At 72.0% G+C, this 23,069-nt stretch carries 24 protein-coding genes; 9 read left to right on the forward strand and 15 right to left on the reverse strand.

The window, feature by feature from the left end; all coding sequences use genetic code 11:
• Positions 1 to 191: 191 nt before the first annotated feature.
• On the forward strand, positions 192 to 1,496 hold the full coding sequence (locus KBX71_RS09280; protein ID WP_124819094.1) for a sensor histidine kinase: 1,305 nt from the start codon (positions 192 to 194) through the stop codon (positions 1,494 to 1,496).
• A 58-nt stretch (positions 1,497 to 1,554) separates the two neighbouring features.
• A complete protein-coding gene (locus KBX71_RS09285; RefSeq protein ID WP_030329744.1) occupies positions 1,555 to 2,208 on the forward strand; it encodes a response regulator transcription factor in 654 nt (217 codons plus the stop codon).
• Here the strand turns inward: KBX71_RS09285 and KBX71_RS09290 are convergent.
• The 3 genes from KBX71_RS09290 to KBX71_RS09300 are packed head-to-tail and all read right to left on the reverse strand — an operon-like array spanning position 2,189 to position 4,555.
• Entirely contained in the window at positions 2,189 to 2,851 is a 663-nt protein-coding gene (locus KBX71_RS09290) for an HAD family hydrolase (protein ID WP_210817582.1), read from the reverse strand. The two genes, KBX71_RS09285 and KBX71_RS09290, sit on opposite strands and share 20 nt — an antisense overlap.
• 20 nt (positions 2,852 to 2,871) lie before the next feature.
• Positions 2,872 to 3,126 carry a glutaredoxin family protein gene (locus KBX71_RS09295; protein ID WP_030329740.1) on the reverse strand — a complete coding sequence of 85 codons (255 nt, stop codon included), beginning with the start codon at positions 3,124 to 3,126 and terminating at the stop codon, positions 2,872 to 2,874.
• The gene (locus KBX71_RS09300) at positions 3,116 to 4,555 is read right to left on the reverse strand and encodes an AMP-binding protein (RefSeq protein WP_210817583.1); all 1,440 of its coding nucleotides are present in this window, start codon (positions 4,553 to 4,555) and stop codon (positions 3,116 to 3,118) included. The genes KBX71_RS09295 and KBX71_RS09300 overlap by 11 nt, the downstream gene beginning before the upstream one ends.
• Before the next feature lie 499 nt (positions 4,556 to 5,054).
• Here KBX71_RS09300 and KBX71_RS09305 point away from each other — a divergent pair, with 499 nt between their 5' ends.
• The 3 genes from KBX71_RS09305 (at position 5,055) to KBX71_RS09315 (ending at position 8,165) form a co-directional block, all read left to right on the forward strand.
• Positions 5,055 to 6,011 carry an ECF subfamily RNA polymerase sigma factor, BldN family gene (locus tag KBX71_RS09305; protein WP_210817584.1) on the forward strand — a complete coding sequence of 319 codons (957 nt, stop codon included), beginning with the start codon at positions 5,055 to 5,057 and terminating at the stop codon, positions 6,009 to 6,011.
• 288 nt (positions 6,012 to 6,299) lie between these two features.
• Positions 6,300 to 7,169 carry a DUF5667 domain-containing protein gene (locus KBX71_RS09310; RefSeq protein WP_210817585.1) on the forward strand — a complete coding sequence of 290 codons (870 nt, stop codon included), beginning with the start codon at positions 6,300 to 6,302 and terminating at the stop codon, positions 7,167 to 7,169.
• 126 nt (positions 7,170 to 7,295) lie between these two features.
• Positions 7,296 to 8,165 (forward strand): HAD family phosphatase, encoded by an 870-nt coding sequence (locus tag KBX71_RS09315; protein ID WP_196929356.1) that lies wholly within the window; start codon positions 7,296 to 7,298, stop codon positions 8,163 to 8,165.
• A 6-nt stretch (positions 8,166 to 8,171) separates the two neighbouring features.
• On the opposite strand, the gene KBX71_RS09320 is transcribed toward KBX71_RS09315, so the two are convergent.
• From KBX71_RS09320 to KBX71_RS09360, 9 genes are all read right to left on the reverse strand, one after another.
• Positions 8,172 to 9,053 carry a lysophospholipid acyltransferase family protein gene (locus KBX71_RS09320; protein ID WP_210817800.1) on the reverse strand — a complete coding sequence of 294 codons (882 nt, stop codon included), beginning with the start codon at positions 9,051 to 9,053 and terminating at the stop codon, positions 8,172 to 8,174.
• 197 nt (positions 9,054 to 9,250) lie between these two features.
• Positions 9,251 to 10,327: an NAD-dependent epimerase/dehydratase family protein gene (locus KBX71_RS09325; RefSeq protein WP_210817586.1), complete on the reverse strand. Its 1,077-nt coding sequence runs from the start codon at positions 10,325 to 10,327 to the stop codon at positions 9,251 to 9,253.
• Positions 10,328 to 10,449: 122 nt separating this feature from the next.
• On the reverse strand, positions 10,450 to 10,551 hold the full coding sequence (locus KBX71_RS09330; protein ID WP_007465623.1) for a 30S ribosomal protein bS22: 102 nt from the start codon (positions 10,549 to 10,551) through the stop codon (positions 10,450 to 10,452).
• Between the two features lie 270 nt (positions 10,552 to 10,821).
• The gene (locus KBX71_RS09335; RefSeq protein WP_007465625.1) at positions 10,822 to 11,031 is read right to left on the reverse strand and encodes a helix-turn-helix domain-containing protein; all 210 of its coding nucleotides are present in this window, start codon (positions 11,029 to 11,031) and stop codon (positions 10,822 to 10,824) included.
• A 212-nt stretch (positions 11,032 to 11,243) separates the two neighbouring features.
• Positions 11,244 to 12,428 carry an ABC transporter permease gene (locus KBX71_RS09340; protein WP_210817587.1) on the reverse strand — a complete coding sequence of 395 codons (1,185 nt, stop codon included), beginning with the start codon at positions 12,426 to 12,428 and terminating at the stop codon, positions 11,244 to 11,246.
• Positions 12,425 to 13,384 (reverse strand): ABC transporter ATP-binding protein, encoded by a 960-nt coding sequence (locus KBX71_RS09345; RefSeq protein WP_307847022.1) that lies wholly within the window; start codon positions 13,382 to 13,384, stop codon positions 12,425 to 12,427. Before KBX71_RS09345 ends, KBX71_RS09340 begins: the two co-directional genes overlap by 4 nt.
• On the reverse strand, positions 13,381 to 14,763 hold the full coding sequence (locus tag KBX71_RS09350; protein ID WP_210817588.1) for an efflux RND transporter periplasmic adaptor subunit: 1,383 nt from the start codon (positions 14,761 to 14,763) through the stop codon (positions 13,381 to 13,383). The genes KBX71_RS09345 and KBX71_RS09350 overlap by 4 nt, the downstream gene beginning before the upstream one ends.
• Before the next feature lie 40 nt (positions 14,764 to 14,803).
• Complete coding sequence (locus tag KBX71_RS09355; RefSeq protein ID WP_210817589.1) at positions 14,804 to 16,093, reverse strand: hypothetical protein; 1,290 nt, start codon at positions 16,091 to 16,093, stop codon at positions 14,804 to 14,806.
• Positions 16,094 to 16,203: 110 nt separating this feature from the next.
• Complete coding sequence (locus KBX71_RS09360) at positions 16,204 to 17,124, reverse strand: proline dehydrogenase family protein (protein WP_210817590.1); 921 nt, start codon at positions 17,122 to 17,124, stop codon at positions 16,204 to 16,206.
• 107 nt (positions 17,125 to 17,231) lie between these two features.
• Between KBX71_RS09360 and KBX71_RS09365 the strand changes: the two genes are divergently transcribed.
• Genes KBX71_RS09365 through KBX71_RS09375 form a run of 3 tightly spaced genes read left to right on the forward strand, consistent with a single transcriptional unit; the run spans position 17,232 to position 19,278 of the window.
• Positions 17,232 to 17,504, forward strand: coding sequence for a hypothetical protein (locus KBX71_RS09365; RefSeq protein ID WP_307847023.1), 273 nt, complete (start codon positions 17,232 to 17,234; stop codon positions 17,502 to 17,504).
• Between the two features lies 1 nt (position 17,505).
• The gene (locus KBX71_RS09370; protein WP_210817591.1) at positions 17,506 to 18,672 is read left to right on the forward strand and encodes a glutathionylspermidine synthase family protein; all 1,167 of its coding nucleotides are present in this window, start codon (positions 17,506 to 17,508) and stop codon (positions 18,670 to 18,672) included.
• A gap of 18 nt (positions 18,673 to 18,690) precedes the next feature.
• Positions 18,691 to 19,278 carry a CGNR zinc finger domain-containing protein gene (locus KBX71_RS09375; protein WP_210817592.1) on the forward strand — a complete coding sequence of 196 codons (588 nt, stop codon included), beginning with the start codon at positions 18,691 to 18,693 and terminating at the stop codon, positions 19,276 to 19,278.
• 31 nt (positions 19,279 to 19,309) lie between these two features.
• Here the strand turns inward: KBX71_RS09375 and KBX71_RS09380 are convergent, their stop codons facing one another.
• Positions 19,310 to 20,116 (reverse strand): sugar phosphate isomerase/epimerase, encoded by an 807-nt coding sequence (locus tag KBX71_RS09380; RefSeq protein WP_210817593.1) that lies wholly within the window; start codon positions 20,114 to 20,116, stop codon positions 19,310 to 19,312.
• A gap of 75 nt (positions 20,117 to 20,191) precedes the next feature.
• Positions 20,192 to 21,136, reverse strand: coding sequence for a Ppx/GppA phosphatase family protein (locus tag KBX71_RS09385; RefSeq protein ID WP_210817594.1), 945 nt, complete (start codon positions 21,134 to 21,136; stop codon positions 20,192 to 20,194).
• A gap of 79 nt (positions 21,137 to 21,215) precedes the next feature.
• On the opposite strand from KBX71_RS09385, the gene KBX71_RS09390 reads away from it, so the two are divergent.
• Positions 21,216 to 22,013, forward strand: a complete 798-nt coding sequence (locus KBX71_RS09390; RefSeq protein ID WP_210817803.1) for a hypothetical protein — start codon at positions 21,216 to 21,218, stop codon at positions 22,011 to 22,013.
• A gap of 351 nt (positions 22,014 to 22,364) precedes the next feature.
• On the opposite strand, the gene KBX71_RS09395 is transcribed toward KBX71_RS09390, so the two are convergent.
• Positions 22,365 to 23,048 (reverse strand): response regulator transcription factor, encoded by a 684-nt coding sequence (locus KBX71_RS09395; protein ID WP_030329696.1) that lies wholly within the window; start codon positions 23,046 to 23,048, stop codon positions 22,365 to 22,367.
• Between the last annotated feature and the right edge of the window lie 21 nt (positions 23,049 to 23,069).

Genomic DNA, 23,069 nt, shown 5'->3' on the forward strand with positions numbered 1-23,069 from the left:
TCCATTCCACAAGATCGATTGAACGCCCAGGGCCACCTCAGGCCCCGGGCGATTATTGCTCAATCCCGACTTCTCTGACCAATCACGCGCCGCCCTGGCCAGGGCCCTCCTGGCGGGGTGGGGGTAGCACTACGGAGGAGAGGCGGGGTTTCGGGATGGGGACACCGAGCGCGGATGCCTAGCCTTTGAGCATGACCGCCGTTGCCGCCACCAGCGACCGACCGACGCTGGCACCGAGCATCCCCCGCCAGCTCTTCGTCGATTCCGGGTACGTGCTGCTCGGTCTGCCGCTGGCGCTGGCCAGCTTCGTCGTCCTCATCGTCGGCCTCGCGGTCGGCATCGGCCTGGTGGTCACGGTGATCGGCCTACCGATCCTCAGCGGCACCCTGTACGCCGCCCGTGGGCTGGCCGACATCGAGCGGCTGCGGCTGCCCGCGGTGCTCCACCAACCCCGGATCCGGCCGCGCTACCGGCTGCCCGAGGCGGGCGCGAACGCCTGGCGGCGGATCTTCGTGCCGATGCGTGACGCGCAGTCGTGGCTCGACCTTGCGCACGGCATCCTGCGGCTGATCGCGGCGGCGGGCACCTTCGTGGTGACGGTGTCGTGGTGGGCCGCGGCGATCACCGGCTCGTTCTACTGGGCCTACGACTGGGCCCTGCCCCGGGCCGACGGCGAGGGTGACCAGGACCTGGCGCAGCTGCTCGGCCTGGGCGACTCGACCACCGCCCGGATAGGCCTGTACACCGCGCTCGGCGTGTTCTTCCTGATCACCCTGCCCATCGTGGTGCGGGGCTGCGCGCTGCTCCAGGCCAGCTTCGCCAAGGCCATGCTGACCGGGGTGGCCGAGATGCGCGACCGGATCACCGTGCTGGAGGAGCAGAAGCGGGCCGCCGTGTCCGCCGAGGCCTCCGCGCTACGCCGGCTGGAACGTGACATCCACGACGGCCCCCAGCAGCGCCTGGTCCGGCTGGCCATGGACCTCAGCCGGGCCCGGATGCAGCTCGCCTCGGACCCGGAGGCAGCCGGCCACACCATCGACGAGGCGGTCGCCCAGACCCGGGACACGCTTGCCGAACTGCGGGCGCTGTCCCGGGGCATCGCGCCGCCGATCCTGGTCGACCGGGGCCTGCCCAGCGCCCTGGCCGCGATCGCCGGCCGCGGGCTGATCCCGATCGAGCTCCAGGTGGACCCGCAGCTCGGCACCCCGGCCGGACGGCTCGACCCGGCGGTGGAGAACACCGCGTACTTCGTGGTGTCCGAGGCGCTGACAAACGTCGCGAAGCACAGCCGGGCCACCGAGGCCACGGTGGCCGTGGCGCGGCAGGGCACCCACCTGCAGGTACGGGTGGGTGACGATGGGCAGGGTGGTGCGCATCTGGCGAAGGGGCACGGGCTGGCCGGTATCGCCGACCGGGTCCGGGCCGCCGGTGGCGAACTGATGGTGGTCAGCCCGACCGGCGGCCCCACCGAGATCCGCGCCGAGCTTCCACTATGAGCGGTCCGGCACCGCGCCGAGCCCGCACGACGGGCCGGACGTGGTAGACAACACAGCCATGCGCATCGTGATCGCCGACGACGCCGTCCTTCTCCGGGAGGGGCTGGTCCGGCTACTGACCGAGAGTGGGCACCAGGTGGTGGCCGCCGTCGGGGACGGTGACGCCCTGGTCGAGGCGGTGGTCGAGCACCGGCCCGACGTGTCGATCGTCGACGTCCGGATGCCGCCGTCGCACACCGACGAGGGGCTGCGGGCCGCGGTGGAGGCCCGGCGGCTGGTGCCGCGTACCCCGATCCTGGTGCTCTCCCAGTACGTCGAGGTCTCGTACGCCGATGATCTGCTCGCCACCACCGGCGGTGCCGGCGGCGGGATCGGCTACCTGCTCAAGGACCGGGTTGCCGCCATCGACGAGTTCCTGGACGCGTTGCGCAGGGTGGCGGGCGGCGGCACGGTGCTCGACCCGGAGGTGGTCGGTCAGCTCTTCGCCAGGCGTCGCCGGGACGACCCGCTGCGTGAGCTGACCCCCCGTGAGCGGGAGGTGCTCGCCCTGATGGCCGAGGGGCGTTCGAACACCGCCATCGCGCGCGCCCTCGTGGTCAGCGACGGCGCGGTGGAGAAGCACGTGCGCAACATCTTCACCAAGCTCACCCTTCCGCCGGACACCGAACAGCACCGGCGGGTGCTGGCCGTCCTCACCTATCTGCGGAACTGACCTCCCGGGCCAGGGCCACCGCGTCGGTGAGGGTGTCGGCCACCGGGTGACCGGAGGCGCGCAGCCGGGCCGGGTCGGTGAACCCGCCGGTGTAGAGCACGGCACGGCCGCCCACCGCGAGGGCCGCGTCCGCGTCGTCGATGGAGTCGCCGATCAGCACCACCGAGGCGCCGTCCACGCCCAGCTCGGCGAGGTGCAACTGGAGCGACTCGGCCTTGCGGCCGCCACCGACAGTGGCCCGCAGCCCGTCGACCCGGGCGAAGTGGCTGGTCAACCCGTACGTGTGCACGGTCGGGACCAGCTCCTCGTGGAACCACATGGACAGCAGACTCTGACTGCCCGGCCAGGCCGCCATCGCGGCGCGCGCGTCGGCGGCCAGCTCGCAGGTGGTCAACCCGGTGCGGTACGCATCGTGGAAGATCTTGTCGAGTCGGCCGAACTCGTCGTCGTCCACGGCCTGCCCGAGCACCTCGGCGTAGTACTCGGCGATCGGCCGGCGGAACCGCACCCGGTGCTCGTCCGGGGTGACCGTCGGCCCGCCCAGGCTCGCGAACACGACATTGGTGGCGGACACCACAAGGCTGAGGTCGTTGAGCAGGGTGCCGTTCCAGTCCCAGACGAGGTGTGGGGGCGCAGAGGTCATCAGAGCACCTTAGGCACTCCTCAGAGCTGCGGCGTGGTCAGGTCCCGCAGCAGCCGATCCTCCTCGACCCGCCAGTACCCGTGCTCCTTGCCGTCGAGCATCACCACCGGCAGCCGGTCGCCGTACTCGCGTTCCAGCCCCTCGTCGCCTGTGACGTCCCACTCGACCCACTTGTCGCCGGTGACCGCGACCACCCGGTCGAGCGCCGCCTTGGCGTCGTCGCACAGGTGGCAGCCGGGTCGGGTGATCAGGGCGAGTCGGGCGTCAGTGGCCATCGGTTACCTCCGTGCGGTCGGTCGGCGGCGCCGACCGGAGCTGGGTCTTGCGTACCTTGCCGATCGCCGAGTGCGGAAGGGCGTCGACGAACTCGACAGCGGTCGGGCACTTGAACCGGGCCAGGTTCCGCGCGCAGTGGGCGAGCAGCTCCTCGCTGGTCACCGGTTGGCCCTGGACCGGCACCACGTACGCCCGCACAGTCTCGCCGGTCCGCGGGTGCGGCACACCCAGTACCGCCGACTCGACCACCCCGGGATGCCCGGCGAGCACCAGCTCGACCTCGTGCGGATAGACGTTGAACCCGTTGACCAGAATCAACTCGCCGAGCCGGTCGACCAGGAAGAGGTCGCCGTCCTCGTCGGCGTACGCGATGTCACAGGTGCCCCACCAACCGTCGGCGTCCGGGCCGCCCCGACCGTCGGGCCAGTAGCCGGTGAAGAGGTTGGGACCGGACACCACTATCTGCCCCGGGTCGGTGCCCGGCGCCACGTCGGAGATGTCCAGCTCATCCGGGTCGTCGTCGGGGACGGCCAGCCCGTCGCGCCACAGGTCCACCCCGTCCGCGCCGACCAGGCGCAGCCGGACGCCGGGCAGCGGCCGGCCGATCGAACCCGGCTTGGCCACGCCGCCGACCAGGGTGGAGGTGAGCACCGGCGCGGTCTCGGTGAGGCCGTACCCGATGTGCACCTGATGCCCGGTGACCTCCGTGAAGCGCGCCGCGACAGCGGGTTCGAGTGGCGCCGCGCCGCAGACCGCGACCCGCACCGACGCGGTCGCCGCGCGGGCCGTGGCCGCGGCGGCCCAGGTCAGAAACATCGACGGTACGCCGACCAGCACGCTGACCCGGTGCCGCGCGACCTCGTCCAGCCCTGCCGTCGGGCCTGGTTCGTCGAGCAGCACGCCCGTCGCGCCGTGGTGCACTACCGCGCCGAGCCCCGAGTTGAGCCCGTACGCGTGGAACAGCGGCAACGCGAGGAGAACAGTGTCCGTCGGGCCCACCACCGGCGGCTCGATCTCCGCTACCTGTTCGTGGTTGGCGAGCATCGCCTGGTGCGAGAGCATCGCTCCCTTGGGCCACCCCTCGGTGCCGGAGGTATAGAGCAGTACAGCCAGGTCGGTGCCGCCTCGTCGAGGGCGGGGCGCCGGTCCGGGCGACTCGGCGGTCGGTGGCGTGCCGCGCACGGAGGTGAGCGCGGGCAGCTCGGCCGCCACGTCGGCGACCAGGTCCCGAACGCGGTCGGTGGCGATGAGCACCGACGCGGGCCGGTCGGAGCTGTCGAGAGCCACCCGGCGGAGCCGGTCGGCGAGGTTCGGCGCGGGGCTTTCCGAGGCGTCCTGCACGGTGATCGAGTCTGGCACAGCGGACGGCGACGGGCCACGCCCAACGGTCCGAGCCAGGCCCGGAGGACGGCACCCCAACAGTCCCATGTACGGGACTGTCCGGTGTGCCACCGGCGATCCGATCGGGTCCTGTCGATGGGACGTGCGACCCCGTCCGCGAGCGGTTCGACCGCCCCCGTCCGACCGGCCGGCGCGCCGGGTCAGCCGAACGGGCGACATGCCTCCGACCTGGGCATCCACCCTGGATCACCGGGCCGAAGGAAAGTCAATCGCACACGACGGACAACCGGTCCGGCGTCGGTGCGACGGAGCGGGAAATACTTCCGCCTTGTGTAACGGACTTGCCACGCGCGGGTGACGTTGGCCCTATCATCACACGGGTCGGGTCACCCCATTTGCCGTGAGTCGACACCCCTCAGCCCGAGGAGGCCCCCGTGCCTGTGAGCGCATTGGACCAGCACCTCCAGGGGAATTGCCGCCCGTCGGCAACCCCCGCGACCGTCCGACCCGACCGGTCACCCGGTCGGTCCGCCCCGACGAGACCAAGACCGGCCCGTCCGGCAACCGACGGGACGGGGGCAACACGGTGACCACATTCGGTTACGCGGAACGCCCGGTCGGCCTGACCGGTCAACCGGCCCGCTCCCATGTCAACGAGCGACCAGCGGCCCGCGCCCCGATGGACGAGCAGCACGGCGGCGCCGTGCGGGGTGACGGCGCGGCGCAGCGGATCCGCAGCCGGCCACACCACAACGAACCACCGCCGCGGCCCGCGGTGCCCGGTGGAAACGCGAAACCGGCGGGCGGCCGGGTCGCCGTGCCGCCCCGACCCACCATGCCCGTGCAGGGTCGTCGGGTAAGCGACACACCGGCGGTCACCACCGACCCGGCGGCGGGTGAGACAGCTGTGATCCCGGCGGTGCCGGCCACCACCGCCACCACCCCTACCGGTTTCCCGAGCCGCCCGGACCCGTCCGACCCGGCGACCGAGGTCTGGACGCTGATCGAGCGGGCCCAGGCCGGCGAGTCCGCGGCGTTCGGTCTGATCTACGACAGGTACGTGGACACCGTCTTCCGGTTCGTCTACTTCCGGGTCGGCAACCGGCAACTCGCCGAAGATCTCACCTCGGACACGTTCCTGCGCGCGCTCAAGCGGATCGGCAGCTTCACCTGGCAGGGCCGCGACCTCGGCGCCTGGTTGGTGACGATCGCCCGCAACCTCGTCGCGGACCACTTCAAGTCGGGTCGGTACCGGCTGGAGGTCACCACCGGCGACGTGCTCGACGCCGACCGGGAGGACCGGGGCCCGGAGGGCAGCCCGGAGGCGGCGGTGGTGGAGCACATCACGAACGTCGCGCTCCTCACCGCCGTGAAGCAGCTCAACCCGGAGCAGCAGGAGTGCATCGTGCTCCGCTTCCTCCAGGGCTTCTCGGTCGCCGAGACGGCCCGCGCGATGGGTAAGAACGAGGGAGCCATCAAGGCCCTCCAGTACCGCGCCGTCCGCGCCCTGGCCCGACTCCTGCCCGACGGCTTCCAGCCGTAGTTAGTTACGGCGGGACCGACGGGCGTCGATCAACGTCCGCGCAGCTCAGAGTCGGTCCCGCCCGGTGATGACCATCACTTTCTGTAATTTCGGCTCCGCCAGGCCCGTAACCCGTGCCCGGTCCGCCGCGTTTCTCCGGGTGCGACCGGTGGATGTCCCGGCAGGCCCGGGCACCGAGGTCCGACCGGCATGCCGGCGGCACCTCACCTCCGTGGTGTCACACTGCCGCCCGGTCGCTGGCAACGACGGCGGCCGACCGGCCGTGACCAGCGAGAGGAGGTGCCTGCGGTGGACAACACCCTCTTCTCCCGCCGGCGCGCGGAGCGCTTCGCGCAGCTTCTCGACGAGGCCAACGGCGCTCGACGACACCACGTGCGATCCCGTGTGGACGGCCAACTGGCGCCGCTCGTCGCAGTGGGTCAGCGGCTCAGCGTCGACCCCCCGGCTGTCGAGGTGGACCAGGACTTCCGCACCGGCCTGCGAGCGATGCTGCTCGCCACCGCCGAACGGGAAGGACTGGGCGCCACACCAGCGGCGGTCAGCGAGCCGGCCGCCACGACCACCCGCGGGCGGCTACTGCCGGCGGTCACCGCCCGGCGGGCCAGAGCCCGGGGCGCGATCCTGGTCGGCATCGCCGCCGGAGCCATCGCCGTCTCCGGGATCTCCGCCGCGAGCGAGAACGCGGTGCCCGGTGACGCGCTGTACGGCATGAAGCGCTCGACCGAACGGGCCCAGCTCGCCCTGGCCAGCTCGGACATCAGCCGAGGTCAGCTCTTCCTGGACTTCGCCCGGACCAGACTCGGCGAAGCCGCCAAGCTGCGCGGTGACCGGATCGGCTACAGCGCGGTCCTCGACGACATGGACGCCGACACCCGGCAGGGAGTTCGCCTGCTGACCTCGGCGGCGGTGCAACGAGCCGAGCCGGGCAGCCTGGACACCCTCAACGCCTTCGTGGCGAGTCAGCGCCGGGCCGTACGCGGTCTGCTCGACGGGAGCACCCGCGTCGACCGGGAACGGACCCAGCGGTCGCTGCTGCTGCTGGACGACATCCGGGAACGCTCGGACGGCCTGCGCGCGGCGATCGCCTGCGGCCTGCCGGCACCGACCGCCAGCGACGCGCTCGGCCCGGCCCCGAGCACCTGCCCCGGGGCTCGCTGACCAGCGCCCCTATACCGCACGTCCGACCGGCCGCGCCACAGTTCGCTGTGTGCCCGGCCGGTCGACCGTCTGCGGCGGATACCCTCGCGAGGGAGCATCAGTCGTACCGGTGAGGAAGGGAATCGCGTGGCGCGTAGCCGTAAGGTGACGGTCAGCACCGACGCCGAGGGGCACACCGCAGGCTGGGCGGAAACCGACCTGGCCCCGGTCAGCGCACCCGACCCGACCGCCGCGGCGTTCTTCGACGTGGACAACACGATGATGCAGGGCGCGTCGATCTACTGGTTCGCCCGTGGGCTCGCCTCCCGAAACTACGTGACGACCGGCGACCTGGCCCGATTCGCCTGGCAGCAGCTCCGCTTCCGGCTGCTGGCCCGGGAGCACGCCGGGGACATGTCCCTGGCCAAGGAGGCGGCGCTGGCCTTCGTCGAGGGTTGGCGGGTCAACGAGGTCGAACACCTCGCCGAGGAGATCTTCGACGAGATGATGGCCCCCCGGATCTGGGCCGGCACCCACCAGCTCGCTCAGCGTCACCTGGACGCCGGTCAGCGGGTCTGGCTGGTCAGCGCCGCCCCCGTCGAGATCGGTCGGGTGATCGCTGCCCGGCTCGGCCTGACCGGTGCCATCGGCACGGTGGCCGAGGTCGTCGACGGGGCGTACACCGGGCGGTTGGTGGGTGACCTGATGCACGGGCCGGCCAAGGCCGAGGCGGTCACCCAGCTGGCCGCTGTGGAAGGGCTGGACCTGGCCCGCTGCGCGGCCTACAGCGACTCGGCGAACGACCTGCCGCTGCTCTGCGCTGTGGGCCGGGCGGTGGCGGTCAACCCGGACGGCGCCCTGCTGCGGCAGGCCCGCCAGCACGGCTGGGAGGTGCGGGACTTCCGCACCGGCCGCCGAGCGGTCAAGATCGCCGTACCGTCGACCGCCGCAGCGGGGCTGGTCGCCGGTGCGGTCACCGCCGGCCTGGCCCTGCAGCGCCGCCGCCGCACCGGCTGAGACGTCCTAGGGGCCGAACGGGTCGGGCCGTCGCTCCAGCAGCGTGTGCAGGGTCTGCTGGATGGTCTCCCGCACCTGGTCGGCGAGGTTGAAGACCACCAGCGGGTCGTCCGCCGAGTCGGTCAGGTGGGCGGTGGGGATCGGCGGGCAGAACTCGATCAGCCACTTGCTGGGCAGCGGCACCATGCCCAGCGGGCCGAGCAGCGGGAACGTCGGCGTGACCGGGAAGTAGGGCAGCTTGAGCAGCCGCGCCAACGGCTTGATGTCGGCGAGCATCGGGTAGATCTCCTCGCCGCCGACGATGGCGACGGGCACGATCGGGGTGCCGGTGCGCAGCGCCGCCGAGACGAACCCGCCCCGCCCGAAGCGTTGCAGCTTGTAGCGGTCGGCGTAGAGCTTGCCGATGCCCTTGAAGCCCTCCGGGAACACACCCACCAGATCGCCGCCGCCGAGCAGCCGCTCGGCGTCCGGGTTGCAGGCCACCGTGCCGCCGGTCTTACGGGCCAGCTCCGAGACCACAGGCATCCGGAAGACCAGGTCGGCGCCGAGCAGCCGCAGGTAACGGTGGGCCGGGTGTTTGTCGTGCAGCGCCGCCGAGAGGATCAGGGCGTCCAGTGCCACCGTCCCGGAGTGGTTGCCGACCACCAGGGCGGGCCCGTCCACTGGCACGTGCTCCACCCCACCGACCTCGGTGCGGAACCAGTCCCGGTAGAGCAGCCGCAGCAACGGGTGGAAGACCGCGTCGGTCAACTCCGAGTCGAAGCCGAACTCGTCGACCTCGTAGTCACCGGAGAACCGCCGGCGCAGGAACGCCAACCCGTTCGCGACCTTGCGGTCCCAGTGGTCCCCGGGCCGGTCCGAAACCGCCGGCTCGGTGCCCCCGGGCATCCCGGCGTCGACCTCGTCGACCGGCGTGGGGGGCGGCGTCGGGGTCGGGGGCGGAGTCGGGGTCGGGGTCGGCGCGACCTGCGCGGCCGGTCGATGTCCGTTACGCCGCGCCGGCTCCGCGTCCGGCGTGGGCACCTGCTGGGGTACGTCGAAACGCCCGACCGACTGCGGGTCGCGCCCCTCCTCGGGCCGGCCACTCATGATCGCCGCTCCCGTACCGCTGAACGGACCTGCCGGATGCCGTCCAGGACCAGTTGCTCGGCAGCGGCCAGCTGATCCCGCGTGACCACCACCCCACCGTGGTGGGCGCGGATGAAGTCCTCGAACGCCGCTGCGGTCGACCGGGGTGTGAAGCCGTACTCCTGCTCGATCCGGCTGGTGTCGACCACCCGGCCGTGCACGAAGAGGTCGACCTGGTCCAGGCCGTAACGGCCGAAGCCCATGGTGCGGGCCAGCGCGGCGGCCCCGGAGAGACCCGGCTCCAGCACCGGAACGGCCACCCGGCCGGCGCGCCGGATCGCCTGCGACAGCGACAGCACCCCCGGGCCGGCGACGTTGTACGTGCCCGGATGGTCCTCCACGATCGACCGGTGCAGCACCTCCAACGCGTCGTCGAAGTGCAGGAACTGAAGGCGAGGGTCGCGACCGAAGACTGTCGGCACGAACGGCTGCGAGAAGTAGCGGGTCAGCGTGGTGTCGGCGGTCGAGCCGATGAACGGGGCGAAGCGCAGCACCGTGGCGGTGACGTCGGAACGGCGGCGGCGGAAGCCACGGACGTACCCCTCAAGGTCGAGGATGTCGCGGCCGAAACCGCCGCGCGGCACCTCGCGGGGCTCCGTCTCCTCGGTGAAGACCGCCGGATCCCGGAACGACACCCCGTACGCGGCGGTCGACGAACGGACCACGAGTTTGCGCAGTCGGGGGGCCCGCTGGCAGGCGGCGAGCATCTGCATGCTGCCGATGACGTTCTGGTCCTTCATCGCGGACCGGCCACCGTGCTGCGGGTCGGGTGAGGTGACGAGCGCGAGGTGCACCACCGCGTCGACGTCCAGGTCGGCGAGGAGTCCACCGAGCGAACCGCTGTCGACGCGGATCCGTTCGACCCGGTCCAGGAGGTCGGTGAACTCGGTGCCGGAGTCCGGTGCGTCCACCCCGATGACCCGTTCGATGCGCGGGTCGGCGGCCAGTCGGGCCGCCACGTGGGCACCCAGGTAACGGCCCACTCCGGTGACGACGACGACCCCCGGAGCACCTGAGGTGCCACCGGGGGTCATCTGACGCACCTACCCCGGCAGGATGGACCGAGCCGGGACGACCACGGCCTGATCACCTGAGCCTCCGGAGATCGACAGTTTGGCAAGTGACGCCGAGCGCCGGGCTTTGAGCCCGGCGGCGATCACTTGCCGAGACGGCGACGCTGGACGCGGGTCTTGCGCAGCAGCTTGCGGTGCTTCTTCTTAGCCATGCGCTTACGGCGCTTCTTGACCACCGAGCCCATACGACAGCCTTTCGATACAACGTGCGGGGCGGACCGGATGACACCACGCAGGTGGCGACGGCGACCGCTTGCGGACAACGGACCGGACCAGTCTGGGCGGCGGGGCGCACCGGTGGGGTCTCGGTCGGGCTCCAGGGTAGCCGGAGGGCGTCAGCCGGACCAACGCGCCCCCGTCGTGGCCGCCTTCGGTCCGCGGCTGCTGGGCTCGCAAGCTCACTCCTCACCCGCACCGATGCCGGTCAGCCGGTGATCGGAGGGCGGGGCGGTGGCTCAGGCGGTCTCCTGAAAAGCACCCCGGAGATATTCGTGCACCGCATGCTCGGGCACCCGGAACGACCGGCCGACCCGGACAGCGGTGAGCTCACCGCTGTGCACCAGGCGATAGACGGTCATCTTTGACACCCGCATGACCGTCGCCACTTCCGCGACGGTCAGGAACTTGACCTCCGACAGCCGTCCGTCGGACTGTGACCCGGCCATGGCTCACCGACCCATCCCATGCCCGGCGCGTGCCAACCCGACGGATGCTCCGGGCCGGGCCGGCGACGCGCGTGTTACCAGTACGGTAGCGGGACGGTTGTGACCGGCGCGATCCCTTCCTGCAACTGATCATGTTTCGGTGGTCGGTTCACCCGATCCGCGCTCCCGGTATCCGCCCGTCCGCGTCCGCCGTCCGGTTGTTCCGGCGCTGCTCATTCGGTGCGCAACGCGACCACCGGGTCGAGACGGCCGGCGCGCTGCGCGGGAACCACCCCAAAGACGATGCCCACCACCGCCGACACGCCGAAGGCGAGCGCCAACGACCACCAGGTGATCGCGGCCGGAATGGGCGACAGCGCGTCGACCAGCAGGGCGGTTCCCACGCCCAGCGCCATTCCGGTGAGCCCGCCGATCGTGGTGAGCAGCACCGCTTCCAGCAGGAACTGCACACCGATGTCGCGGGGACGCGCGCCGACGGCCTTGCGCAGCCCGATCTCCCGGGTCCGCTCCCGGACGCTGACCAGCATGATGTTGGAGACGCCGACGCCACCGACGAGCAGCGAGATGCCGGCGATGGCGGCCAGTACGCCGGTGAGGACACCGAGGATGTCGCCGAGCACGCCGAGGATCTGCTGCTGGGTGACCGCGCTGAACTCGGTGTCCGGGTGACGGCGGTTCAGCTCGGCGACGATCCGTTCGCCCAACTCGTCGATCCGCTCCCGGTCCGGCGCCTTCACCGCGATGCCGTCGACCCGCTGGGTGCCCCAGAGTCGCTGCGCGGCGGTGACCGGCACGTGCACCTCGTCGTCCCGGTCGACACCGAGGCTCTGCCCGAGGGGCGCGAACACACCGATCACCCGGAACCGCACCCCGGCCAGCGCCACCTGCTGGCCGAGCGGGTCCCGGTCGGGAAAGAGCGCACGGGCGACCGAGTCGCCGAGCACCGCCACCCGTCGGCTGGTGTCCACGTCGGTGCCGGTGAGATAACGTCCCCGCGCCAGCGACCGGGTGAACACCGCCGGGGTCGTCTCCAGGACGCCCTGCACTGTGGTGAAGTCGGAGCGGGCGCCGGCCCGTGCGGTCGCCCCGGAGGCGACGGTGACCGCCACCCGGTCGGGGTCGCCGACCACCCGGCTGACGGCGTCCACGTCCTTGAGGGTCAGCGGCGAGACGACAGGCGCGTTGCCCACCTCGATCCGGCCGGGGACGACCAGCAGCAGGTTCGAGCCGAGGCCCTCGACCTGTTGCTCGACCTTCTGTTTGGTGCCGGTGCCGATGGCCACCAGCAGGACCACCGACGCCACCCCGATGATCACCCCGAGCATGGTCAGCGCACTGCGCAGCCGGTTGGCCCGTAGGGCGTCCAGCGCCACCCGCCACGCCTCGGCGACCCTCATGCCGTACCTCCGGGCCGCTCGACCTCGCGCGGAAGGCGCCCGGTGGCTCCGGCGGCGCCACCGGAGCCACCGGACGGGTGCCCCGGGCCGCTTCCGGACGCGGACCGGGGCTCCGCGCTGGGAGCGGGGACCAGTGTCGCAGGTCGACCGTGATCAACGGACAGCGGTCGATCATGGGCCGAGTGCGGGTCGGCGCCGTCCGCGTTCGCCGGATGTGCGCTCGTGGCGCTGTCCGCCACGACCACCCCGTCGCGCATGGTGATCCGACGATGGGCGCGGGCCGCCACCTCCTGGTCGTGGGTGACCATCACCAGCGCGACCCCGGACTCCGCGTTCAACTGCTCCAACAGCTCCAGCACTGCGGCGCCGGTGACGCTGTCCAGGTTGCCTGTGGGTTCGTCGGCCAGCAGCACCGTCGGCTCGGTGACCAGCGCGCGGGCGATAGCCACCCGCTGCTGCTCACCGCCGGACATCTGGTTGGGCCGGTGGTCCAGCCGGTGCCCGAGGCCGACCCGGCCGAGCATCGCCGCCGCCCGCTCCCGCCGCTGCCGGGCCGACACCCCCCGGTAGACCAGGGGCAACGCCACGTTCTCCACCGCCGAGGTACGCGGCAGCAGGTGGAACGCCTGGAAGACGAAACCGATCGTCTTGTTGCGCAGGGTCGCCATCTCCGGCGGGGCGAGAGCGTTGACGTCCCGCCCGCCGATCACCAGGCGGCCACCGGTGGGTCGGTCCAGCCCACCGAGGAGGTGCATGAGCGTCGACTTCCCCGAGCCGGACGGACCGACCAGGGCCATGTAATCCCCCGGCTGCACGGTCAGCGACACCCCACGCAGCGCCTCCACCGACACCCCGTCGAGCTGGTACGTCCGGGACACGTCCACCGCCTCGATGGCCGGAACGCGCTCCCCCGCCGGTCGGTCGCCGCGCGGATCCGCCACGGCGGGTTCGGTCACCGGACTTCCTGGCCGTCGCGGACCTGGTCGGCGCCGCGCACCACGATCTCGTCGCCGGGCTGCACGCCGTTGAGGATCTGCACCAGGTCGGACCCCTGGACGCCCACTGTCACCGACGCCCGGTCCGCCTTACCGTCACGGACCACCCAGACCGCGTCCCGGCCGTCGGCGGAGAACACCGCCGAGGCGGGGACTGTCACCGCGTCGACGGCCTCGCGTACCCGCAGGTGCACGATCGCGTTCATGCCGGGGCGGGGCGTCGGGGCCGGCTCGTCCTCGGCCAGCTTCCCGGCGCCCAGCGCGAGGCGTACCCGATAGGTGACCCCGCCCTGCGCGGAGCTGGTGGGAAGCACGTCGACCGACCGGACGACCGCGTCGTAGCTGGCGCCGGTGACGGCGTCCAACTCGACGGTGGCCGGCACGCCGGCCTTGACCAACAGCACGTCGGTCTCGTCCACCTCGGCGAGCAGACCCAACTGCCCGGTGTCCACAACGGTCAGCACCGGCGTGCCGGCGGTGACCTGAGCGCCGACCGCGACCGCGTCGTCCACGCCGGCCGGCGGACCGCCCTGGCTGGGGGCCAGCACGGACGGGTCGAGGCCGGCCCCACCGGCCTGCTCCAACAGCCCGGCCAGGCCGCCGTTCGCGCCACCGGCGGCCCGGGTGCCGCCGGGCTGCACCACCCCGGCGATCGGAGCCCGCAGGGTCAACGCGTCGACAGTCGCCTTCGCCAGGTCGTACGCCTGCTGGGCCTGGAGCCGTTGCGCCGCGGAGAGCGCGCCGACGGCTGAGCTCAACCCGTTGATCCCCCGCTGCACCGCGCGGACCGCCTGGTCGGCGCTGCGCGCGGCGGCCGAGTACTGGCGTTGCGCGGACGTCACCTGGGTCAGCAGCGCGTCCCGCAGTTGCGGGTCGGCGATCTTCTCGGCGGCCTTGCGGGCCGCGTCGAACGCCTCGTCGGCGGCCTTGTCGGTGCCGCGTCGGCTGCTGGTCAGGCTGCCCGCTCCGACGCCTCGGCCGGCACGCTTCGCGGCGGTCAGCGCCTCCTTCGCCTGCCGGAGGCGCTGTTGCGCGTTCGGTGAGTCGACCACGGCCAGCACCTGACCGCGCTTGACCCGCTGTCCGGGTTGGACGCGCAGGCTGGCCAGGCTGCCGTCGGCGGGAGCGGTGAGGGTGGCGGCGGCGCGGGCCGTCACCGTGGCCGGAGCGTCGATCACCTCGGTGACCGGGTTGCGGGCGGCCGACGCCAGGGCGAGATCGGGATCTTCGTCGCCGCACGAGGCGGCGGTGGTGGCGGTGAGGACGACGACGGCGGTCAGGGCGACGAGCAGGCGGGGCCGCGTGGTGCTGGCGGGCCGTGGTGACTGAGGACGGCGCACCCATCGATGGTACGCACCGCCGCACCGCCCCCTGGCTGCGTCAGGCGGCGGTGGCGCGGATGTATGCCACGCACTCGTCGTGCAGCGTCGACCACTGCTCACCGAACGCCTTCTCGGAGGCCGCGTCGATGGTCCTGCCGTCGTGCACCACGGTCTTGAAGAAGGTGAGCAGCCGCAGCGGCCCGTACCTGTCGACGAGGTGCCGAACGGCCAGGTAGCCGATGCCGTAGCTGGCGGCGACCCGTTCGGCGGAGGCATCGTCGGCGGGGTTGACGCCCTCCAACTTGCCGTCCCAGCCGCCCCGGATCATCTTGCGCACGTCGGCGACCCCCTCGTACCGGTCGACCGCCTGGCCGCCGGCACCGGCGAACTCGGCCAGGCCCTCCACCAACCACCAGGTGAGCTTGCCCGGGTAGCCGCGCTCCGGCAACGACGCCGCATGGGTCAGTTCGTGCCGGAGCAGGTCGTCGGTGCCGCTGTTGGAGAGCCCTTCGGCGTTGAGCACCACCTCGTGGTGCCCGCCGCCCACGGTCACCGCGTAACCGCCGGTCCATTCCGGGCGCTCGCCGCCGTACCAGCGCTGCCACTCGGTGCGCCCGGCGTAGAAGATCCGGTATCGGTCCGGCGGTGAGCCGGTCACCGCGTACCCGTCGGCGACCTTCGCCGCGGCCTCGGCCTGTGCGAGTAGGCCGGGCAGTTTGCCGCGCAGTGCCGGGGTGGTGGCGACGATGGTCCGCGCGCCGATGGCGACCGCCAGGTCGCTGATCTCCCACGGCCGGGTGCCGGTCTCCACCGACTTGGATTCCTCCATGGCGACCATCCGGGGCTGGTCACCGTTCTCCCGCCACCGGGTGCCGATCAGCACCGGGCTGGGCCGACAGTTCGGCGTGACGAAGCAGTACTGGAAGCGCACCAGCAGCCGCCACTCGCCGGGCTTGCCGATGATCGGCACGGGCAGGCCACTCGGCTCGGCTCGCCAGCCGGTCACCTTGAGCTCGCGTAGTGCGGCGAAGCGTCGGCGCAGGTCGTTGTGGGCTGCGGGATCGGCGACGGCGAGGAACCCGGCGCGGTCGCCGCCGAGGAGTGCCGTTGACTGCCGGTGGAGCTGGGCGGTGATCCGGTCGGACAGTCCGCGGGCCACGGCGGTGGCCGGATCGTCGGCCGTCGAGGTGCCGACCCGGCTGACGGTGGGGCGCGCGCCTGTCTCCCGGATCACTCCGACGACGAGCGCCGCCGGCAGGCCGCAGCCCAGCAGCAGGACGACCACCACGAGCACCGTCCACAGCGGCCAGAGCCGCCGCGGTGCTGGCTGCTGCACCTCGTCAGTCACCCGCCGAAGGGTACGACCACTACCTGGATGCGGCGAGGCCGCCCCGGGCCGATCGGGGCCGGCGGTGACCCGAGGGGCTGCCGCCGGCCCGTCGGCCGAACCGGGAAGAACTACTTCCTGGAGATCAGGGCGCGGCCGAAGAAGACCATGTTGGCCGGGCGCTCGGCGAGCCGGCGCATCAGGTAGCCGTACCACTCGTCGCCGTACGGGACGTAGGTGCGCACGGTGTAGCCCTCGCCGGCCAGCCGGGCCTGCTCCTCGGGGCGGATGCCGTAGAGCATCTGGAACTCGAAGCGCTCCGGCCCCCGGTCGAACCACCGGGCCCGGTCCTCACCGATCGCGATCATCCGCGGGTCGTGAGTGGCCAGCATCGGGTAACCGTCGCCGGACATCAGGATGTTCATGCAGCGGACGTACGACTTGTCCACCTCACGGGCCGACTGGTACGCCACCGACTCCGGCTCCTTGTAGGCGCCCTTGCACAGCCGCACCCGCGACCCGGCCGAGGAGAGCTCCCGACAGTCCGACTCGGTCCGCCGCAGGTACGCCTGGAGCACCGCGCCGGTCGACGGGAAGTCCTTGCGCAGCCGGCCCAGCACCTCCAGCGTCGAGTCGGTGGTGGTGTGGTCCTCCATGTCCAGGGTGACAGTGGTGCCCGCCGCGTCGGCCGCCGCGCAGATCGCCCGCGCGTTGTCGTACGCCAACTGCTCGTCGAACATCTGGCCGAGGGCGGAGAGCTTCACGCTCACCTCGGCGGCCGGGGTGAGCCCAGCGGCGGCGAGCATCTTCAGCAGTTTCAGGTATTCGTCCCGGGTGGCGGTGGCCTGCTCGGGGCGGACGGTGTCCTCACCGAGGTGGTCGAGGGTGACCGCGAGGCCGTCGTCGACGAGTTCGCGGGTCGCGCGCAACGCGTCGTCGGTGGCGGCGCCGGCGACGAACCGGCGGACGACGTCCCGGGTGTACGGGGCTGTCGCTACGAGCCGCTCGACCTGGGATGACCGGGAGGCGGCGAGGATGACGGAACGGAGCATGAGCCGAGCGTAACGCCCCTGCCAGGGGCCCCGCCGAGGGGCGGCGGGGGGACCTCCAACCGGGGGGCGGGGCGGCGGCGGTGGCGTCGATCGGCTACAACGATGCCGTGGACCAACGCCCCCGCCGCCGGCTCCGCTCGGCCTCCGTGCAACTCGGCGCGCTCACCGCCCTCGCGCTCGCCCTCTCCGGCTGCAACATGACCTCGGACGACGACGATGACGACGACTGCGCCCTCGGGCCGGTCGGCGGCGGCGGGACCGTCGCCCTGGCGATGCGGGTCACCGACCCGGCCGCCGGTCGCAGCGTCCCGGAGCCGACCACCGCGGCACTGCCCGAGCGCGGCGGGTTCGGCACCCACCTCGCCGCCTGCGGCGGCTGACATGCACCGCGAGACGGTCACGCCGCGCCCGGACTGGGACGCCACCATCCGGTCGCAGGGGCTGGTCTACGTCGACACCGAGCTGCCCGACGGCGGGATCATGTCGTACTGGGACGAGACCGCCGCGTACGTCTTCGACCTGGACGAGGTGCTGCGACTGGAGGAGGCCACCGAGGAACTGCACCGGATGTCGGTGGCCGCCGCCGAGCACGTGGTGGCACAGCGCCGGTACGCCGAGTTCGGCATCCCGGAGTGGGCGGCCGAGGCGGTGGCCCGGTCGCTGCACGAGGCGCCGCCGACCCTGTACGGGCGCTTCGATCTCGCGTACGACGGCACCTGGCCCCCGAAGATGCTGGAGTACAACGCGGACACCCCCACCGCGCTGGTCGAGGCGAGCATCATCCAGTGGTACTGGCTGGAGCAGACCCGGCCGGAGCTGGACCAGTGGAACAGCCTGCACGAGCGGCTGGTCGGTGCCTGGGCCAAGATCGGCACCGGGCTGCACGACCCCCGGGTGCACGTGCTCTGGTCGAACGAGGAGGAGTCCGGCGAGGACCACATGACCGCCGGCTACCTCGCCGAGACCGCCCGACAGGCCGGCCTGAGCGTCGAACTCCAGCCCATCCAGGAGATCGGCTGGGACGGTCGGCGCTTCGTCGACGCCGACGACCGCCCGGTGACCACCTGCTTCAAGCTCTACCCGTGGGAGTGGATGCTGGCCGAGCCGTACGGGCCGGCGGCCCTGGCCCCGGGCACCCCGACCACCTGGATCGAGCCGGCCTGGAAGCTGCTGCTCTCCAACAAGGCGCTGCTCGCGGTCCTCTGGGAGCTGTACCCCGGCCACGAGTACCTGCTCCCGGCGTACCTCGACTCGCCGCGCGGGATGCCGGAGTACGTCGCCAAGCCGCTGCTCGGCCGCGAGGGCGGATCGGTGCGCATCGTCACCGCCGAGGAAGAAATCACCAACCCGGGGATCTACGGTGACGAGGGCTGGTGCTACCAGGAGTTCCGGGCGTTGCCGCAGTTCGCCGGCAACCGGATGGTGCTGGGCAGCTGGGTCGTCGACGGCGGGTCGGCAGGCGTCGGCGTGCGGGAGAGCGCGAGTCTGATCACCGACGGCTACGCCCGGTTCCTTCCGCACTACATCGACGCGCCGCGCACCCTCTGAGTCGTCTACCGTTGGGGCGTGAACTTCGACGCGTACGCCCGGACCGGCGTTGACCTGGTCAACGCCCGCCTGGACGACCTCGACGACCTGCGGGCCCTCTTCCCCGACGAGAACGCCTGGATGCGCGACGAGGTCGCGGACCGGGACGTCGCGATTTTCCGCCGGGCGCAGAAACGGCTGCGCGACGTCTTCGAGTACGGCACCTCGGGGCGGGACGGCCAGGCGGTCACCGAGCTGAACGCGCTGCTTGAGGCGTTTCCGGTGCAGCCGCGCATCTCCGGGCACGACTCCAGCGACTGGCACATGCACGTGACCAGTCGGGGCGCCTCGGTCAGTGCCGAATACCTGGCCGGCGCGGCCTGGGGGCTGTCGGTCTGGCTCTGCGAGTACGGCAGCGCCCGGTTCGGGGTCTGCGCCGACGAGCGGTGCGGCAACGTCTACCTGGACACGTCGTCCAACTGTTGCCGGCGGTTCTGCTCGGAGCGCTGCGCCACCCGCTCGCACGTCGCGGCCCACCGGGCCCGCAAGCGGGCGGCGGTCGGCGAGCAGGTGCCGGTCGCCCCGCAGCCGACCTCCGCCGTCGACTCACTCTCACCGGTCAGCTGACACCGCCACCGCCCCGTCGTGGGCGGACGGGTCAGGCGTCGACAGGTGACGACGCGGTCAGGTGCTGGCGGGCGAACTCCAGCGCGGTGCGCAGGTCCGCCTCGCGCACCGCGCGGCTCTTCGCGCCCCGGGTGGCGACCTCCACCGCCACCGCCCCGGTGAAACCCCGGCCGGCCAACGAGGAGAGCAGCTCCCCGCAGGGCTGGGTGCCACGCCCGGGCACCAGGTGCTCGTCGCGGCCCTCGCCGGTGCCGTCGCCGAGGTGCACGTGCGCCAGCCCGGCGCCCATCCGGTCGGCCATCTCCAGGGGGTCACTGTGCGAGGCCGCGCAGTGCGACAGATCCAGGGTGTACGACGGGTAGCCGGCGTCGGTCGGATCCCAGCCGGGCACGTACGGGACGAACTGCCGACCCGCCATCCGCACCGGGTACATGTTCTCCACGGCGAAGCGCAGCCCGGTGAACCGGTCCGCGACGGTGGCCAGACCCTCGGCGAAGTTGCGCGCGTAGTCCCGCTGCCAGGTGAACGGCGGGTGCACCACGACTGTCGGCGCGCCAAGCGTCTCGGCCAGCTCGGCGGCCTTGCGCAGGCGCTCCCACGGGTCCGGGCTCCACACCCGCTGCGTGACCAGCAGGCAGGGCGCGTGCACCGAGAGCACCGGGACGTCGTAGTGGGTGGAGAGGCCGCGGAGCGCGCCCGCGTCCTGGCTGACCACGTCGGTCCAGACCATCACCTCGACGCCGTCGTAGCCGAGCGCCGCGGCCAGTTGGAACGCCGCCGCGGTCGGCTCGGGAAAGACCGACGAGCTGGACAGGAGCACGGGAACGCGGGAAGTCACATCAGCCAGCGTAGCCCGGCAGCGCCCAGGGCATCGTGACGAGCGCCGGCAAAACGACCGAAAACGGCCCCCGGGTCAGATCGGTTCGAGTTGATCGAGCCGGCGGAGGATGACGCCCTCCCGCAGCGCCCACGGGCAGATGTCCAGCGAGTCCAGATCCAGGCGGCGCATCACCGCCTCGGCGACCACCGCACCGGCCAGCAACTGGTGGGCCCGGCCCGTGCTGACCCCCTCCAGCTCCATCAACTGGGCCGGCGGGATGTGCCGGATGAAGCCGATGACCTGCCGCAGGCCGGCCCGGGTCAGGCTGCGTCGCACCCACAGCCCGGAACCGGACGGGGCCGCGCCGGCCAGTCGGGCCAGGGTGCGGAACGTCTTCGAGGTGGCCACCGCCCGACCCCAGCCCACCTCCGTCATCTGGTCGACGACCTTGTCCAGCCGGCCGTCCACGTACTCCCGGAGCTTGTCGACGGCCTCCGCCGACGGCGGGGCCGTACTGCCCGGATCGACCCGCAGCCGCTCACGGGTCAGCCGACCGGCCCCGAGCGGCAGGGAGACCGCGACGTCCGGGTCCTCGTCGATGCCGGCGGCGATCTCCAACGAGCCACCACCGATGTCCAACACCAGCAGCCGACCAGCCGACCAGCCGAACCACCGCCGTACGGCCAGGAACGTCATCCGCGCCTCGTCCGCCCCGGAGAGCACCGCCAGGCGTACGCCGGTCTCGTCCCGGACCCGGGCCAGCACGTCGGCCGCGTTTGTGGCGTCCCGCACCGCGGACGTGGCGAACGCGATCAGGTCGTCGGCCTCCAGCCCGGCGGCGGCCGCCTTGGCCGTGCTCACGGCCTTGACCAGGCCGTCCGCACCCGCCTCGGTCAGCGCGCCGTCGGGGCCGATCTGCTCGGCCAGCCGGAGCACCACCTTCTCGGAGTGCGCCGGCCACGGGTGCGCGCCGTGGTGCGCGTCCACCACGAGGAGGTGCACCGTGTTGGATCCGACGTCGAGTACACCCAGTCGCATGGTGAAGACCCTAGGGCAACACGTTTGCGCGGCTCACCGGCCTGCGGACGTCACCGCGCGTAGGCTGGGCCGAGTGACGATGGAGCTCCGTGTGCTGGTGGACGACCCCGGTGACCCGCGCAGCCGCGAGGTGCCGCTGGACTTCCCTCGGGAATGGATCGAGTTCACCGACCCGGCCGACGATACGCACCTGATCCGGGCCGACCTGACCTGGTTGCTCTCCCGCTGGACCTGCATCTTCGGCAAGGGCTGCCACGGCATCATCGCCGGCCGGGCCGCCGACGGTTGCTGCTCACACGGGGCGTTCTTCACCGACTCGGACGACGAGAAGCGGGTTCGCAACGCGGTCCGGCGGCTCACCCCGTCGACCTGGCAGCATTTCCGGCGCGGGTTCAAGAACTGGACCGACGAGGACACGATCGACGGCAAGAGCCCGGCCCGCCGCACCGCCACCCAGGGTGCCGACGGCCCGTGCGTGTTCCTCAACGACGCCGACTTCGCCGGCGGGGGCGGTTGCGCCCTGCACGCGCAGGCGCTGCGCGACGGGGTGCACCCGTTGGAATACAAGCCGGACGTCTGTTGGCAGCTGCCGATCCGCCGAGATCAGGACTGGGTGAAGCGGCCGGACAACAGCAAGGTGCTGGTCTCCACCCTGTCCGAGTTCGACCGTCGGGGCTGGGGAGCCGGCGGGCACGACCTGGACTGGTGGTGCACCTCCTCGACGGACGCGCACGTCGGCACCGAGCCGATGTATCTGTCGTACTCCCCGGAGCTGACCGCCCTGATCGGCGCTGCCGCCTACGAGCGGCTGGCCGAGCTGTGCGCGACCAGGACGAAGCAGGGCATGATCGCCCCGCACCCGGCCGACGAGGTCTAGCGGCTTCGGCCTTCGGCGGCCTCCCGCACGAGATCATCGGCGCCGCACCGCACTGCTCGCCCGCCTACGGAGCGACGCCACAGCGGGCCGCGGACAAGGAGCCGGGCCTCGGGTGAAACGCCTTTGGAGCTGACTCGTTTACGGCATCGGCTCGACGACGCCTGGCTCGATGACACCTGGCTCAACGACGCCGGCGGATGACTCGTTTGTGACATCAGCTCCAAAGGGCCGCACCTACGAACTCCCCTCCCGGCGCACAGGTGGCTCAGTTCTCGGAACTGGCTCGCCGAGCAAGCACGGACAGGCCGAAGGGGGCCTGCGTCGAGCGCAGGCCCCCTTCGGGTACGCCGATCACGGCTCGAACTTGTAGCCCAGACCCCGGACGGTCACGATGAAGCGCGGCGCGGACGGCTCCGGCTCGATCTTGGAGCGCAGCCGCTTGACGTGCACGTCCAGCGTCTTGGTGTCACCGACGTAGTCGGCACCCCAGACCCGGTCGATGAGCTGGCCGCGGGTGAGCACCCGGCCCGCGTTGCGCAGCAGCAGTTCCAGCAGTTCGAATTCCTTCAGCGGCAGCTGCACGGCCCCGCCGTCGACGGTCACCACGTGCCGCTCGATGTCCATCCGCACCGGGCCGGCGGCCAGCGTCGGCGCGCCCGCCTCAGCCACCTCCGGGCTCTGCCGGCGCAGCACCGCCCGGATCCGGGCGACCAGTTCCCGCGGCGAGTACGGCTTCGTGACGTAGTCGTCGGCGCCGATCTCCAGCCCGACCACCTTGTCGATCTCGCTGTCCCGGGCGGTGACCATGATGATCGGCACGGCGGAGCGCTGCCGCAACTGCCGGCAGACCTCGGTCCCCGACATCTCGGGCAACATCAGGTCGAGCAGCACGATGTCGGCGCCGGTCCGGTCGAACTCGGTGAGGGCGTCGGTGCCGGTCGCGGCGACCGAAACCTCAAAGCCCTCCTTACGGAGCATGTACGACAAGGCGTCGGAGAACGACTCCTCGTCCTCGACCACGAGAACGCGGCTCAACGGGGATTTCCTTTCCATTTG

It is taken from the genome of Micromonospora sp. D93 (genome assembly GCF_018070365.1).
Taxonomy (GTDB): domain Bacteria; phylum Actinomycetota; class Actinomycetes; order Mycobacteriales; family Micromonosporaceae; genus Micromonospora; species Micromonospora ureilytica.